General features: G+C 70.9%; 11 protein-coding genes. 10 read left to right on the top strand and 1 reads right to left on the bottom strand.

The window, feature by feature from the left end:
* Positions 1-2,055 (top strand): pyruvate dehydrogenase (acetyl-transferring), homodimeric type (gene aceE / locus ACH9D2_RS14830; protein WP_396363580.1); only part of this gene is annotated, 2,055 nt, incomplete at its 5' end.
* A gap of 92 nt (positions 2,056-2,147) precedes the next feature.
* Here aceE and ACH9D2_RS14825 read toward each other — a convergent pair.
* Positions 2,148-2,954 carry an IclR family transcriptional regulator gene (locus ACH9D2_RS14825; RefSeq protein WP_396363579.1) on the bottom strand — a complete coding sequence of 269 codons (807 nt, stop codon included), beginning with the start codon at positions 2,952-2,954 and terminating at the stop codon, positions 2,148-2,150.
* A 169-nt stretch (positions 2,955-3,123) separates the two neighbouring features.
* On the opposite strand from ACH9D2_RS14825, the gene ACH9D2_RS14820 reads away from it, so the two are divergent.
* The 9 genes from ACH9D2_RS14820 to allB form a co-directional block, all read left to right on the top strand.
* Positions 3,124-4,539 (top strand): NAD-dependent malic enzyme, encoded by a 1,416-nt coding sequence (locus tag ACH9D2_RS14820; RefSeq protein ID WP_396363578.1) that lies wholly within the window; start codon positions 3,124-3,126, stop codon positions 4,537-4,539.
* Between the two features lie 58 nt (positions 4,540-4,597).
* Positions 4,598-6,211: a malate synthase A gene (gene aceB, locus ACH9D2_RS14815; RefSeq protein ID WP_396363577.1), complete on the top strand. Its 1,614-nt coding sequence runs from the start codon at positions 4,598-4,600 to the stop codon at positions 6,209-6,211.
* Positions 6,208-7,581, top strand: coding sequence for a DUF6986 family protein (locus ACH9D2_RS14810; protein WP_396363576.1), 1,374 nt, complete (start codon positions 6,208-6,210; stop codon positions 7,579-7,581). The genes aceB and ACH9D2_RS14810 overlap by 4 nt, the downstream gene beginning before the upstream one ends.
* The gene (locus ACH9D2_RS14805) at positions 7,578-8,399 is read left to right on the top strand and encodes a bifunctional allantoicase/(S)-ureidoglycine aminohydrolase (RefSeq protein WP_396363575.1); all 822 of its coding nucleotides are present in this window, start codon (positions 7,578-7,580) and stop codon (positions 8,397-8,399) included. The genes ACH9D2_RS14810 and ACH9D2_RS14805 overlap by 4 nt, the downstream gene beginning before the upstream one ends.
* A 243-nt stretch (positions 8,400-8,642) precedes the next feature.
* Positions 8,643-9,449, top strand: a complete 807-nt coding sequence (locus tag ACH9D2_RS14800; RefSeq protein ID WP_396363582.1) for a hydroxypyruvate isomerase family protein — start codon at positions 8,643-8,645, stop codon at positions 9,447-9,449.
* A 73-nt stretch (positions 9,450-9,522) separates the two neighbouring features.
* Complete coding sequence (locus tag ACH9D2_RS14795) at positions 9,523-10,407, top strand: 2-hydroxy-3-oxopropionate reductase (protein WP_396363574.1); 885 nt, start codon at positions 9,523-9,525, stop codon at positions 10,405-10,407.
* Positions 10,408-10,475: 68 nt separating this feature from the next.
* A complete protein-coding gene (gcl, locus tag ACH9D2_RS14790; protein ID WP_396363572.1) occupies positions 10,476-12,251 on the top strand; it encodes a glyoxylate carboligase in 1,776 nt (591 codons plus the stop codon).
* A 35-nt stretch (positions 12,252-12,286) separates the two neighbouring features.
* Positions 12,287-13,462: a glycerate kinase gene (locus ACH9D2_RS14785; protein WP_396363571.1), complete on the top strand. Its 1,176-nt coding sequence runs from the start codon at positions 12,287-12,289 to the stop codon at positions 13,460-13,462.
* A gap of 410 nt (positions 13,463-13,872) precedes the next feature.
* Positions 13,873-14,960, top strand: a 1,088-nt coding sequence (gene allB / locus ACH9D2_RS14780; RefSeq protein WP_396363581.1) for an allantoinase AllB, incomplete at its 3' end; no start/stop codon positions are given.

The raw sequence follows: 14,960 nt of genomic DNA, 5'->3' as shown, positions 1-14,960 counted from the left end.
ATCAAGGACACCTCCGACCAGCAGGTCTGGGCGTTCCTGGGCGACGGCGAGATGGACGAGCCGGAGTCGCGCGGGCTGCTGCAGCTGGCCGCCAACGACAAGCTCGACAACCTCACCTTCGTGGTCAACTGCAACCTGCAGCGCCTGGACGGGCCGGTGCGCGGCAACGGCAAGATCGTCCAGGAGCTCGAGGCCTTCTTCCGCGGCGCCGGCTGGAACGTCGTCAAGGTCCTCTGGGGCCGCGAGTGGGACCAGCTGCTCGCCAAGGACGAGGACGGCGAGCTCGTGCGGATCATGAACGAGACCCTCGACGGCGACTTCCAGACCTACAAGGCGGAGTCCGGCGGGTTCATCCGCGACCACTTCTTCGGCAAGTCCCCGGCCACCAAGGAGCTCGTCGCGGACATGTCCGACGACGAGATCTGGGAGCTCAAGCGCGGCGCGCACGACTACCAGAAGGTCTACGCCGCCTACAAGGCCGCGACCGAGCACGAGGGCCAGCCGACCGTGGTCCTGGCGCAGGGCGTCAAGGGCTACGGGCTGGGCAGCCACTTCGAGGCCCGCAACGCGACCCACCAGATGAAGAAGCTGACCATGGAGGACCTCAAGACCTTCCGCGACCACCTGCGCATCCCGATCTCCGACGAGGAGCTGGAGAGCGACCTCTACGGCGCCCCGTACTACCACCCCGGCAAGGACTCCCCCGAGATCAAGTACCTGCTCGAGCGCCGCAAGGAGCTCGGCGGCTTCGTCCCCGACCGCCCGCACGACCAGCACGAGATCGCCCTGCCCGCCGAGGACGCCTACCGGTCGGCGAAGAAGGGCTCCGGCAAGCAGATGGCCGCGACCACCATGGCCTTCGTGCGCGTGCTCCGTGATCTCATGCGGGACAAGGAGTTCGGCCACCGGATCGTGCCCATCGTCCCCGACGAGGCCCGGACCTTCGGCATGGACTCGTTCTTCCCCACCGCCAAGATCTACAACCCCAACGGGCAGAACTACCTCTCGGTGGACCGGGAGCTGATGCTCGCCTACAAGGAGTCCCCGCAGGGCGTGCTGCTCCACCCGGGCATCAACGAGGCCGGTGCCGTGGCGGCCTTCACCGCCGCCGGCACCGCCTACGCCACCCACGGCGAGCCCATGGTCCCGGTCTACGTCTTCTACTCGATGTTCGGCTTCCAGCGCACCGGGGACTCCTTCTGGGCCGCCGCCGACCAGATGACCCGCGGGTTCATCATCGGCGCCACCGCCGGGCGCACCACGCTCACCGGCGAGGGCCTCCAGCACGCCGACGGCCACTCCCCGGTGCTCGCGGGCACGAACCCGGCCGTGCGCGCCTACGACCCGGCCTACGGCTACGAGATCGCCCACATCGTCCGGCACGGGCTCGAGCAGATGTACGGCCCGGGCTCCGAGGACCCCGACGTCATGTACTACCTGACGGTCTACAACGAGCCCTACCAGCAGCCGCCCGAGCCGGAGGACGTCGACGTCGAGGGCATCCTCCGCGGCATCCACCGGATCAGCCGCTCCTCCGCCCACGGACCCCGGGCCCAGCTGCTCGGGTCGGGGGTTTCGGTGCCCTGGGCGCTGGAGGCGCAGAAGCTGCTGGCCGAGGACTGGGGCGTCTCCGCCGACGTGTGGTCGGTGACCTCCTGGAACGAGCTGCGCCGCGACGGCCTGGCCGCCGAGCGGGACGCGTTCCGCCACCCCGGGGCACCGCGCCGGACGCCGTTCATCGCGCAGCAGCTCGCCGGGGCCGAAGGTCCCGTGATCGCCTCGACGGACTTCGTCTCGGACCTGCCGGACAAGATCCGCCAGTACCTCCCGCACGACTTCGCCACCCTGGGTGCCGACGACTTCGGGTTCTCCGACACCCGGGCCGCGGCGCGCCGGTGGTTCACCGTCGACGTGCACTCGATCGTGGTCCGGGCGTTGCAGATGCTCGCCGATCGCGGCGAGGTGGACGCCAACGCGCCCGCCCGGGCCTTCGAGCGGTACCGGCTGGACGACGTCAACGCCGGCACCACGGGCAACGCCGGCGGCGACGCCTGAACCGACGAGAGCCCCCGACGGCGAGGCCGCTCACTCGATGGGGCGAGCGGCCNCGCCGTCGGGGGCTCCGCGGCGTCCGGACAGGACTTTGCTCAGACGGGCTTTGGCACGGGCTCGGGGATCCGTGCGGACCTCCGCTCCGGGGCGGGGGTGAGGTCGGCGGCGATGGCGGTAGCGGCCCGGCGCAGCACGGGCACCGCCCGGCGCCCGAACTCCTCGTCCACCCGGGACACCGGCCCGGACACCGAGATCGCCGTGGGCGTCGGGGCCCCGGGCACGGCCATGGCGTAGCAGCGCACCCCCAGCTCCTGCTCCTCGTCGTCGATCGCGTAGCCGCGCGCCCGGATCCGCTCCAGGTCCGCGAACAGCTCCTCCAGGGTGGCCAGGCTCCTGGGCGTGGGGGTCTCCATCCTGGCCGCAGCGACGATCGCCCGCACCTTCGCGTCCGGCAGCGTGGCCAGCATCGCCTTGCCCACCCCGGTGTCGTGGGTGTCGGCCCGCCGGCCGACCTCGGTGAACATGCGCATGGACCGGCTGGACTGGGCCTGGGCGATGTAGACGACCTCGCGCCCGTCCAGCACCGCCATGTTCGCCGACTCCCCCGTCTCGGCCACGAGCTCGTCCAGCTCGGTGCGGGCCGAGGAGCCGAACTGGCGGCCGGCCGCCTCTCCCAGCAGGATCAGCCGCGGCCCCAGCGCGTAGCTGCGGTTGGGCAGCTGGCGGACGTAGCCGGCCGGCACCAGGGTGCGCAGCAGCCGGTGGATCGTGGGCAACGGCAGCCCGGCGGCGGCGGAGAGCTCGCTCAGCGACATCTCCCCACCGGAGGCGGTGATCACCTCCAGGAGATCGAACACCCGCTCCACCGATTGCACGCCACCGGATGCTGGTTGTGTGGTCATGGTCTGGTGCTCTCCTGTCGGTCGGTGTCGGCACGCCGCAAGAACATCGGGCGCTCCGGATCGGTTCGCGGTCCTTGCCAAGCCCCCGGGCCTACCATAATATCGGGATATGAAACATTCCTTTCATCATACGGGGGGAATGGCGATGACAACACCCCTTGGAGGAACAATGGCAACGCCCAGCCCCGGATACTCGATGATCCTGCGCGTGCAGACCCCGGCACGGGTCACGGCCACGAGCGAGATCGCATCCGCCGTCGCGCGCGCCGGCGCCGCGGTGACCGCCCTGGACGTCGTCGAGTCCCACCCGCACCACGTCGTCGTCGACGTCAGCTGCAACGTCTCGGACGCTTCCCACCGCGACCAGGTCCGCGATGCCCTGGACGCGGTCGAGGGCGTCGAGGTCCGCAAGGTCAGCGACCGCACGTTCCTCATCCACCTCGGCGGCAAGATCGAGGTGACCCCGCGCGTGTCCCTGCGCAACCGCGACGACCTCTCCCGCGCCTACACCCCCGGCGTCGCCCGGGTGTGCACCGCCATCGCCGAGAACCCCGCCGACGCCCGGCGCCTGACCATCAAGCGCAACACGGTGGCCGTGGTCACCGACGGCACCGCGGTGCTCGGCCTGGGCGACATCGGCCCGGCCGCCGCCCTGCCGGTCATGGAGGGCAAGGCGGCCCTCTTCAAGGCGTTCGCCGGGGTGGACGCGTGGCCCGTCTGCCTGGACACCCAGGACACCGACGAGATCGTGCGCATCGTCAAGGCCCTGGCGCCGGTCTACGGGGGCGTGAACCTCGAGGACATCGCCGCCCCGCGCTGCTTCGAGATCGAGGCCCGTCTGCGCGAGGAGCTCGACATCCCGGTCTTCCACGACGACCAGCACGGCACCGCGATCGTGGCACTGGCCGCCCTCTTCAACGCGCTGCGCGTGGTGGACAAGCGACTAGAGGACGTCCGGATCGTCGTCTCCGGCGTGGGTGCCGCCGGGCACGCCATCATCCAGCTCCTGCTCTCCAACGGCGCAGGCCACATCGTGGCGTGCTCCCGCACGGGTGCGATCCACCACGGCGAGAGCTACTCCGACGCACACCGGCAGTGGATCGCGGAGAACACCAACCAGGAGGGCTTCTCCGGGACCCTCAAGGAGGCCGTGGTGGGCGCCGACGTGTTCATCGGGGTCTCCGCCCCGAACGTCCTCGCCGAGGCCGACGTCGCGGCGATGAACGACCGCGCCGTGGTCTTCGCCATGGCCAACCCGGACCCCGAGATCGAGCCCGGCGTGGCGGCCGAGCACGCGGAGGTCGTCGCCACGGGCCGCTCGGACTTCCCGAACCAGATCAACAACGTCCTGGCGTTCCCCGGCCTGTTCCGCGGCCTGCTCGACGCCGGCGCGACGGACATCACCACCGAGATGCTGGTGGCCGCGGCCCGGGCTATCGCCGAGTGCGTGTCCGAGGACGAGCTCAACGCCGCCTACATCGTCCCCAGCGTCTTCGACCCCGCCGTCGCCCCCGCCGTCGCGGAGGCCGTGCGCTTCACCGCGCAGGCCACCGGCGTCACCGTGGACGCGGACGCCACCGCCTGATCGCGGCACCACGCCACGTTCACCAGCCATCCGTTCCGGCCCCCGAGGAGGCAGTTCCATGACCGCCAGTTCCATCGAGCACACCATGCCTGCAGGACACGACCGCGCCGGTGAGATCCTCACCGAGGAGGCTCTGGCCTTCGTGGCCGAGCTGCACCGCCGTTTCGATCCCCGCCGCCAGGAGCTGCTGGGGGTGCGGGAGCAGGCCCGCCGCCAGGCCTCCTCCTCCGGGGGCCTGGACTTCCTGCCCGAGACGCAGGAGATCCGCGAGTCCCAGTGGCAGGTCGCCGAGGCCCCGCCGGCGCTGCAGGACCGGCGGGTGGAGATGACCGGGCCGGCCTCTCCGGCGAAGATGGCGATCAACGCCCTGAACTCCGGGGCGAAGGTCTGGCTGGCGGACCTGGAGGACGCCTCGGCCCCGTCCTGGTACAACCAGGTCGACGCGGTGCTGAACCTGCGCGAGGCCGCCGCCGGGACCCTGTCCCACACCTCTCCCGAGGGCAAGTCCTACACCCTGCGCACCGACGCGCCGCTGGCCGTGCCGGTCACCCGGCCCCGCGGCTGGCACCTGCCCGAGTACAACGTCACCGTCGACGGGAAGCCCGGCTCCGGGGCCCTGGTGGACTTCGGGCTGCACTTCTTCCACACCGCGAAACTGCTGCTGGCCAACGGCCAGGGCCCCTACTACTACCTGCCCAAGCTGGAGTCCCACCTCGAGGCCCGCCTGTGGAACGACGTGTTCAGCTTCGCCGAGGAGTACCTCGGCATCGAGCACGGCACCATCCGCGCCACCGTGCTGATCGAGACGATCCCCGCGGCGTTCCAGATGGAGGAGATCCTCTACGAGCTGCGCGAGCACGCCTCCGGGCTCAACGCCGGGCGCTGGGACTACCTGTTCAGCATCATCAAGTACTTCCGCGACGCCGGGGAGCAGTTCGTCCTGGCCGACCGGTCCACGATCACCATGACCGCCCCGCTGATGCGCGCCTACACCGAGCTGCTGGTCAAGACCTGCCACCGGCGCGGGGCCTTCGCGATGGGCGGGATGGCCGCGGTCATCCCCAACCGGCGCGAGCCCGAGATCACCGCCGCGGCCTTCGAGAAGGTCAGGGCGGACAAGACCCGCGAGGCCAACGACGGCTTCGACGGGTCCTGGGTCGCCCACCCCGATCTGGTCCCGGTCTGCCGGGAGGTCTTCGACGCAGTGCTCGGGGACAACCCCAACCAGGTCGACCGGCTGCGCGAGGAGGTCCAGGTCAGCGCCCAGGAGCTGCTGGACGTGCCCAGCGCCGGGCGGGTCTGGACCCAGAAGGAGCTCACCACCAACCTCTACGTCGCGATCCGCTACACCGCGGTGTGGCTCTCGGGCAACGGGGCGGTGGCGATCAACAACCTCATGGAGGACGCCGCGACCGCCGAGATCTCCCGCTCCCAGGTCTGGCAGCAGATCCAGAACCAGGTCGTCCTGGAGGACACCGGCAACACCGTCACCCGCGAGCTCGTGCGCGAGGTCCTCGACGAGCAGAAGGAGAAACTGCGCGCAGAGGTCGACGAGGCGAACTACCAGAAGTACTTCCAGCCCGCCGCCGACCTGATCGCCGAGCTCGTCCTGGCCGAGGACTACATCGACTTCCTCACCCTGCCCGCCTACGAGATCCTCGAACAGCGATGAGCACCCCACCCACGGGCCTGCCCGCTTCCTTCGGACGGCGGGCCGAAGAGCTGCTGGCCGGCACCGACGCCGCGCTGGACCGCCTCTTCCCCGGGGACGACGGATCGCGTCAGCCCGTGCACACCTGCTACGTGCCCGCCGACCTCGTCACCCCCGGGACCGCTCGCGAGTGGGGCGAGGCCGCTCTGGCCGCGGCCGATGCGGCCGGCGGGCTCGCCGTCCTGGCCGGGTCGTCCGGGGTGGAGGAGCGGCTGCGCCAGCAGGTCGTCCGGCGCACCGAGCAGAAGCTGCGCACGGAGCCGGTCGAGGACCTCCGCCTCGATCTCGAGGACGGCTTCGGGGAACGGCCCGACGCGGAGGAGGACGAGGTCGCCGTGCACGCGGCGCGCACCGTCGCCGCGATGGCGGTCGCCCGGCACCGCCAGGAGGGACCGCAGCCCGCATTCGCCGGCATCCGCTTCAAGTGCCTGGAGGCCGCCACCCGGGACCGGGGGCTGCGGACGCTCGACCTGTTCGTGACCACCCTCGTGCGCGAGGGGGCTCTCGCGCAGGCCGGGGTCTCCGAGGACGGGCTGCCGCCCGGTCTCGTGCTGACCCTGCCGAAGGTCTCCGCAGCGCCGCAGGTCGAGGTGATGGCCGAGGCCTGCCGGGAGCTCGAGCGCGCCCTCAGCCTGCCGGCGGGACGGCTGCGCTTCGAGATCCAGATGGAGACCGCCCCCATGATCCTCGGCGCCGACGGCATCTGCCCGATCCCGGCGATGCTGCGGGCCGGCGAGGGGCGGGTCACGGCCCTGCACTACGGCACCTACGACTACTCCGCCTCGCTCGGGGTGGCCGCGGAGTTCCAGTCGATGGAGCACCCGGTGGCCGACCACGCCAAGCAGGTCATGCAGGTGGCCGTCGCCGGCACCGGCGTGCGGCTGTCCGACGGGTCCACCAACGTCCTGCCCGTGGGGGAGGACGCGCAGCGCCGCGCGGCCTGGGCACTGCACGCCCGCCTGGTCCGGCGCTCCCTCGAGCGGGGGTTCTACCAGGGGTGGGACCTGCACGCCCACCAGCTGCCGACCCGCTACCTGACGAACTACGCCTTCTACCGGCGGTCCTTCGACTCGGCCGCCCACCGGCTCAAGGCGTACCGGGACCGTTCCGTGCCCGGCATCGAGGCGGCCGACGTCGCCGACGAGCCGGCGACCGCCCGGGCCCTGGCCCGTTTCGTCCACCGGGGCGTGCTGTGCGGCGCCGTGCGCGAGACTGAGCTGGAAACAGCCACGGGCATCGGCGTCCCCGAGCTGTTCGCCCTCGCCCATCCGAAGGCCGCCGCGGCGGCCCTGACCACGATCCCCCTGACGTCCCGGAGGCAGCAGAGATGACCGAGCGCACGTACTACGCCCCGCACGGGGGCCACCCGCCCCAGACGGACCTGCTCACCGGCCGGGCGGTGTTCACCGAGGCCTACGCGGTGATCCCGCGCGGGACGATGCGCGACATCGTCACGAGCAAGCTCCCGCACTGGGAGGACACCCGGATGTGGGTGCTCGCCCGGCCCCTCTCGGGCTTCGCCGAGACCTTCTCCCAGTACCTCATGGAGGTCGGCCCCGGCGGGGGCAGCGACCGGCCCGAGACCGACTCCGGCGTCCAGGGCGTGCTGTTCGTCCTGGAGGGGCAGCTGCTGCTGACGATCGAGGACGAGGAGCACGAGTTGACCCCCGGCGGCTACGCCTACCTGCCCCCCGGGTGCCGGTGGACGGTGCGCAACGCGGGCGGGGAGCCGGCCCGGTTCCACTGGATCCGCAAGGCCTACGAGTACGTCCAGGGCCTCGAGGTTCCGGAGCCCGTCGTGACCCACGAGACGGAGGTCGCCCCGACCACCATGCCCGGCACCGACGGAAAGTGGGCCACCACCCGGTTCGTGGACCCCGAGGACCTGCGGCACGACATGCACGTGACCGTGGTGACCTTCGAACCCGGAGCCGTGATCCCCTTCGCCGAGACCCACGTCATGGAGCACGGTCTCTACGTGCTCGAGGGCAAGGCCGTCTACCGGCTCAACCAGGACTGGGTGGAGGTCGAGGCCGGAGACTTCATGTGGCTGCGCGCCTTCTGCCCCCAAGCCTGCTACGCCGGCGGGCCGGGCCGCTTCCGCTACCTGCTCTACAAGGACGTCAACCGGCAGATGAAGCTGCGCTGACCCGGCGGCCACCCCGCCCCCAGACCGGACCCCGTGCCGCCTGCCACCGCGGCGGCACGGGGTTCTTCCACTCTCGAGGCCCCTCCCTGGCTGACGCCCAATGTTTCGAGCGTTGGAATTTTTCTTTCAGAAAATTGTTGACCCAGCTCACACCCGGTCGTAGCCTTGCCGTAGAACGAAACATTCATTCCATAGAACGAAACCGTGACTGCCGCTTCGCCGGCCCGGCTCCCGGAGGACCTCATGTCGTACACCGTGAACTGCTCCATTCTTCTCACCGACCTCCCCGTGCTCGAGCGGCCCGCCGCTGCGAAGGCCGCCGGCTTCGACGCGGTCGAGTTCTGGTGGCCGTTCGACACGTCCGTGCCCGCGGACCGCGAGGTCGACGCGTTCGTGCGGGCGATCGAGGATGCGGGCGTGCAGCTGACCGGGCTCAACTTCAACGCCGGTGACATGCCGGGCGGGGACCGGGGCCTCGTGTCCTGGCCGGCCCGCTCGCAGGAGTTCGTCGACAACCTGGACGTCGTCGCTGGCATCGGCGAGCGAACCGGCTGCCAGGCGTTCAACGCCCTGTACGGCAACCGCCAGGAAGGCCTGGACCCGGCAGCGCAGGACGAGCTCGGTGTCGAGAACCTGGCCCGCGCCGGCCGCGCAGTAGCGGGCATCGGCGGCACGGTGCTCCTGGAGCCGGTCTCCGGCGCCCCGGCCTATCCCCTGAAGACCGCGCAGGACGCCCTGGCCGTTCTCGACCGGGTCCGCCTGGCCGGGGTGCACAACGTGAAGCTGCTCGCCGACTTCTACCACCTGGCCGTCAACGGCGACGACGTCGGGGCCGTGATCGAAGCCCACGCCGCGGAGTTCGGGCACCTTCAGATCGCCGACGCGCCGGGGCGCCACGAGCCCGGCACGGGTGAGCTGCCCCTGCGGCAGTGGATCGACCGCAGCCGGGAACTGGGCTACACCGGCCCCGTGGGCCTGGAGTACAAGGCCTCCCAGGACGACCCCTTCGCTTGGACCTCGTCCTGCTCCACGGCCCGTACCGGCGCCTGACCTCCCCTCTGACACCTGCCACCACCGGCCCGTCGCGCTCACCGTCCGGGCCCCCACAGTGAGGAACTGCACCATGACCACCGTCACCATTATCGGACTCGGCATCATGGGCCTGCCCATGGCCAAGAACCTCGTCAAAGCCGGCTACGACGTCGTCGGCTACAACCGTTCCCAGGACAAGATCGACCAGCTCGTCGAGGCCGGTGGCCAGGGCGCCGGCAGCGTCGCCGAGGCCGTCAAGGACGCCGACGTCGTGCTCACCATGGTCCCGGACTCCTCAGACGTCGAGGGTGTCGTCACCGGCGAGGAGGGCGTGTTCGCCAACGCCAAGCCCGGTGCGCTCTGGATCGACGCGAGCTCTATCCGTCCCGATGTCGCCGCGCGACTGTCGGCGGAGGCCGCCGGGAAGGGCCTCCGCCCCCTGGACGCCCCGGTTTCCGGCGGGGAGCAGGGCGCGATCGACGCCGCGCTGTCGATCATGGTCGGCGGCAACGAGGACGACTTCGAAGCCGCCCGTCCGGTGCTCGAGGCCGTGGGGAAGACCATCGTGCACGTGGGCCCCTCCGGCTCCGGGCAGACCGTCAAGGCCGCCAACCAGCTCATCGTGGCCGGCAACATCCAGCTGCTGGCCGAGGCGATCGTGTTCCTCGAGGCCTACGGCGTGGACACGGACGCCGCGCTGAAGGTCCTCGGCGGCGGCCTCGCCGGGTCCAAGGTCCTGGACCAGAAGGGGCAGAAGATGCTCGAGCGCAACTTCGACCCCGGCTTCCGCCTGCAGCTGCACCACAAGGACATGGGCATCGTGACCGCCGCCGCCCGCGAGGCCGGCGTGACCGTGCCCCTGGGCGCCCTGGTGGCCCAGCTCGTGGCCGCCACCGTGGCCCGGGGTGACGGCGGCCTCGACCACTCGGGCCTGTTCAAGCTCACCGAGGAGCTCACCGGCCGCTCCGGCCGCTAGTCCCCTCTCCCCCCTCCCCGGCGGGCCGACAGCGCCCCGCCCCACGTTCTCGCAGCAAGGAGTTCATCATGGCAAGAATGCGCACGGTCGACGCCATCGTCGCTATCCTGGAGAAGGAGGGCGCCACCGAGGCCTTCGGTCTGCCCGGCGCCGCCATCAACCCCTTCTACTCGGCGATGCGCGCCCACGGAGGGATCCGGCACACCCTCGCCCGGCACGTTGAGGGCGCCTCCCACATGGCCGATGGCTACACCCGCGCCGTCCCCGGCAACATTGGCGTCTGCGTCGGCACCTCCGGGCCCGCCGGGACCGACATGATCACCGGGCTCTACGCCGCGTGGGCGGACTCCGTCCCGATCCTGTGCATCACCGGCCAGGCCCCGGTGGCCAAGCTGCACAAGGAGGACTTCCAAGCGGTGGACGTCTCCGCCATCGCCGCGCCGGTGACGAAGATGGCGATGACCGTCCTGGAGCCCGGCCAGGTGCCCGGGGCCTTCCAGAAGGCCTTCCACCTGATGCGCTCCGGCCGCCCGGGCCCGGTGCTGCTGGACCTGCCGCTGGACGTGCAGCTCGCCGAGATCGAGTTCGACATCGACGTCTACGAGCCGCTGCAGGTGCACCGCCCCGCGGCCACCCGTGCGCAGGCTGCGAAGGCGCTGGACATGATGTCCGCCGCGGAGCGGCCCCTGATCGTGGCCGGGGGCGGGATCATCAACGCCGACGCCTCCGCCCAGCTCGTGGAGCTGGCGGAGCTGCTGGACGTCCCGGTGGTCCCCACCCTCATGGGCTGGGGCACCATCCCCGACGACCACCCGCTGATGGCCGGCATGGTGGGACTGCAGACCTCCCACCGCTACGGCAACGCCACGATGCTGGAGTCCGACTTCGTGCTGGGCATCGGCAACCGGTGGGCGAACCGGCACACCGGCGGGCTGGACACCTACACGGCCGGGCGCACGTTCGTACACATCGACATCGAGCCCACCCAGATCGGGCGCGTGTTCGCCCCGGACCTGGGCATCGTCTCCGACGCGGGCGCCGCGCTGGACATGCTGCTGGAGGTCGCCCGGGAGCGTAAGGCGAGCACCGGCCTGCCCGACCGTTCCGCGTGGGTGCAGGACTGCGCGCGGCGCAAGGGCACGCTGCATCGAAAGACCCACTTCACCCAGGTGCCGATCAAGCCCCAGCGCGTGTACGAGGAGATGAACTCGGCCTTCGGCCGGGACGTCACCTACGTCTCCACGATCGGGCTCTCCCAGATCGCCGGCGGGCAGTTCCTGCACGTCTACGGCTCGCGGCAGTGGATCAACGCCGGGCAGGCCGGGCCCCTGGGCTGGACCGGGCCAGCCGCCCTCGGCGTGGTGCGCAGCAAGCCCGGACAGACGGTCGTGGCCCTGTCCGGTGACTACGACTTCCAATTCATGATCGAGGAGCTGGCGGTGGGGGCGCAGTTCCACCTGCCCTACATCCACGTGGTGGTGAACAACTCCTACCTGGGCCTGATCCGCCAGGCCCAGCGCGGGTTCCAGATGGAGCAGAACGTCTCCCTGGCGTTCGAGAACATCAACTCCCCCGAGACCAACGGCTACGGCGTGGACCACCTCAAGGTGGTGGAGGGCCTGGGCTGCAAGGCGGTGCGGGTGACAGATCCGGAGAAGCTGCAGGAGTCCTTCGCCGAGGCCCACGAACTGCTGGAGCGCCACCAGGTGCCCGTGGTCGTGGAGGTCATCCTGGAGAAGGTCACCAACATCTCCATGGGCACGGAGATCGACAATGTGGTGGAGTTCGAGGAGCTGGCGGCCCGCGGCGTGGACGCCCCCACCGCGATTGCCCTGCTGGACTGATATCCACCCATTCGCACCGAACAGGAGGACCTGACGTGCGCATCGTCGTCGCCCCGGACAAGTTCAAGGGCTCCCTGGAGGCCTCCGGCGTGGCCGAGGCTCTCGCGGCCGGGATCACCGCGGTGGACCCGGCCGCCGAGGTCCTCACCCTGCCGGTGGCCGACGGCGGGGAGGGCACCCTCGAGGCCGCCCTCGGCGCCGGGTTCTTCCCGTGGCCACTCACGGTAACCGGCCCGACGGGCGAACCCGCACCGGCGGAGTTCGCGGTCCGGGGCCCCACCGCTGTGGTGGAAATGGCCCTGGCCTCCGGGCTCGCTGCCCTCCCCGTGGACACGGACGGCGATCCCGTTCTGGACGCGGCAGGTGCCACCAGCCTCGGCACCGGTGAGATGATCCGCGCGGCCCTGGACGCCAGCGCCACCCGCGTGGTGCTCGGTGTCGGGGGTAGCGCCTGCACCGACGGCGGCGCGGGCCTGCTCGTCGGCCTGGGCGCGCGCCTGCTCGACGACCAAGGTGAGGAACTCCCCCGGGGTGGGGCCGCCCTGGCCCGATTGGACCGGGTGGACCTCTCCGGCCTGGACCCGCGCGCGTGCTCGGCGGAGTTCGTTCTCGCAGCCGACGTCGACAACCCCCTCATCGGCCCCCGCGGCGCCGCGGCGGTGTTCGGCCCGCAGAAGGGAGCCTCCTCGGAGCTGGTGGCGGAGCTCGACGCCGCCTTGGAGGTCTTCCGCGACCGGCTCGCGGAGACACTGGGCCCGGTCGTTCTGGAGGCCGCTCAGGCCCCGGGTGCCGGGGCCGCCGGCGGCGTCGGTTTCGCTGCCCTGGCGGTGCTCGGCGCCACCCGCCGGCCCGGGATCGAAGTGGTCCTGGAGTTTGTGGGTCTTGCCGACCGGGTGGTGGGAGCCGATCTTGTGGTCACCGGGGAGGGCAGCTTCGATGAGCAGTCCCTGGGCGGGAAGACCCCCATGGGTGTGGCCGCGGTTGCGCGCGCGGCGGGCGTGCCGGTGGTGGCCGTGTGCGGGCGCACCACACTGGGGGAACAGGTCCGCCAGGATGCGGGATTCGTGCGTACCTACGCCCTAGCAGATCTGGAGCTCGACCCCCAGGTGAGCATGCGTGAGGCCGAGCGGTTACTGGAGCAGGTAGGCGCCCAGCTCGCGAGGGACCTCCCCGATCTGCTCGACCCGCTCCACAAAGCACAGATCAACTGATGGACCCGGGCGGCCGGTGCGGACGCCGATGACGAGGAGGAACTTCCATGACGGAAAAGAAGAGCCCCAAGCAGCCGCAGACCCCCGGCCGAGGCAACAAGCCAAACGAGAAGCAGGGGCCGCAGCAAGTTCCCCAACAACCCCATGCAGAGCACGAACACGGGGGCACCGTGATCTCGGACTCCGTTGGACGCCCGCAGCAGATGCCGGGTGACCCTGTGAACATCGCCGCGGAGGATTCGGCGCGTGCGGTGACCAAGCCCTCGGCGGCGCAGGATGCCTACGAGTCCGAGCAGACCCGCAAGCTCGAGGTCAGTGAGAACGTCAACGATCCCGAGCGGATCCGGCGCCTGATCGCCGAGCACAAGCAGGCGCACGGGCTTCCCACCGACGGCGTCGAGACCCCTCAGATGGGGGCTGATGACAAGGGTTCCTTCGCCGGTCACCACCGTGAGTTCGACCTCGTGGTGCGCGGGAGGAACATCTCGTGCGGCGATCACGTCGCGCCTCGGGAGATCGGGGTGCGCAACGGGAAGATCGTGGCCATCGAGCCCCTCGGCGCGGGTCTGGCCGGCCAGGAGGTCGTGGAGCTCGCCGACGACGAGACCTTGCTGCCCGGGCTGGTGGACACCCACGTGCACATCAACGAGCCCGGCCGCACCGAGTGGGAGGGCTTCGCCTCCGCGACCCGGGCCGCCGCCGCCGGAGGCGTCACCACGGTCCTGGACATGCCGCTCAACTCGATCCCGGCGACCGTGAACGTGCCGGCCCTCGAGTACAAGCGCCTCTTCGCCCAGGACAACGTCTTCGTGGACGTCGGCTTCTGGGGCGGGGCGATCCCCGGCAACACCCCCGACCTGCGCGGGCTGCACGACGACGGCGTCTTCGGCTTCAAGTGCTTCCTGCTGCACTCCGGGGTGGACGAGTTCCCGCACCTGGAGGCCGACGAGATGGAGGAGGACCTCGCGGAGATCAAGACCTTCGACTCCCTGATGATCGTGCACGCGGAGGACTCCCGGGCCATCGACCGGGCCCCGCAGCCGGAGGGGGACCTGTACCAGAACTTCCTGGCCTCCCGGCCGCGCGGGGCGGAGAACCTCGCGATCGCCGAGGTCATCGAGCGCACCCGCTGGACCGGAGCGCGGTCGCACATCCTGCACCTGTCCTCCTCGGACGCCCTGCCCATGCTGGCCACCGCCAAGCGGGACGGCCTGGACATCACGGTCGAGACCTGCCCGCACTACCTCACCCTGCTCGCCGAGGAGGTCCCCGACGGCGCCACCGCCTTCAAGTGCTGCCCGCCCGTGCGGGAGGCCGGCAACCGCGAGCTGCTGTGGGAGGGCCTGCTCGACGGGACCATCGACTTCATCGTCTCGGACCACTCCCCCTCGACCCTGGACCTGAAGGACCTGGACAACGGGGACTTCGGGGTGGCGTGGGGCGGGGTGTCCTCCCTGCAGCTGGGGCTCTCCCTGATCTGGACCGAGGCCCGCCGCCG

It is taken from the genome of Kocuria rhizosphaericola, from assembly GCF_044462205.1.
Taxonomy (GTDB): domain Bacteria; phylum Actinomycetota; class Actinomycetes; order Actinomycetales; family Micrococcaceae; genus Kocuria; species Kocuria rhizosphaericola.
This window is presented reverse-complemented; position numbering and strand designations above follow the sequence as displayed.

Bases quoted from the DNA above. Each gene is read 5' to 3' on its own strand.
- ACH9D2_RS14795 (WP_396363574.1), top strand. From the start codon at position 9,523: ATGACCACCGTCACCATTATCGGACTCGGCATCATGGGCCTGCCCATG.
- aceB (WP_396363577.1), top strand. From the start codon at position 4,598: ATGACCGCCAGTTCCATCGAGCACACCATGCCTGCAGGACACGACCGC.
- ACH9D2_RS14825 (WP_396363579.1), bottom strand. From the start codon at position 2,954: ATGACCACACAACCAGCATCCGGTGGCGTGCAATCGGTGGAGCGGGTG.
- ACH9D2_RS14820 (WP_396363578.1), top strand. From the start codon at position 3,124: ATGGCAACGCCCAGCCCCGGATACTCGATGATCCTGCGCGTGCAGACC.
- ACH9D2_RS14810 (WP_396363576.1), top strand. From the start codon at position 6,208: ATGAGCACCCCACCCACGGGCCTGCCCGCTTCCTTCGGACGGCGGGCC.
- ACH9D2_RS14805 (WP_396363575.1), top strand. From the start codon at position 7,578: ATGACCGAGCGCACGTACTACGCCCCGCACGGGGGCCACCCGCCCCAG.
- ACH9D2_RS14800 (WP_396363582.1), top strand. From the start codon at position 8,643: ATGTCGTACACCGTGAACTGCTCCATTCTTCTCACCGACCTCCCCGTG.
- gcl (WP_396363572.1), top strand. From the start codon at position 10,476: ATGGCAAGAATGCGCACGGTCGACGCCATCGTCGCTATCCTGGAGAAG.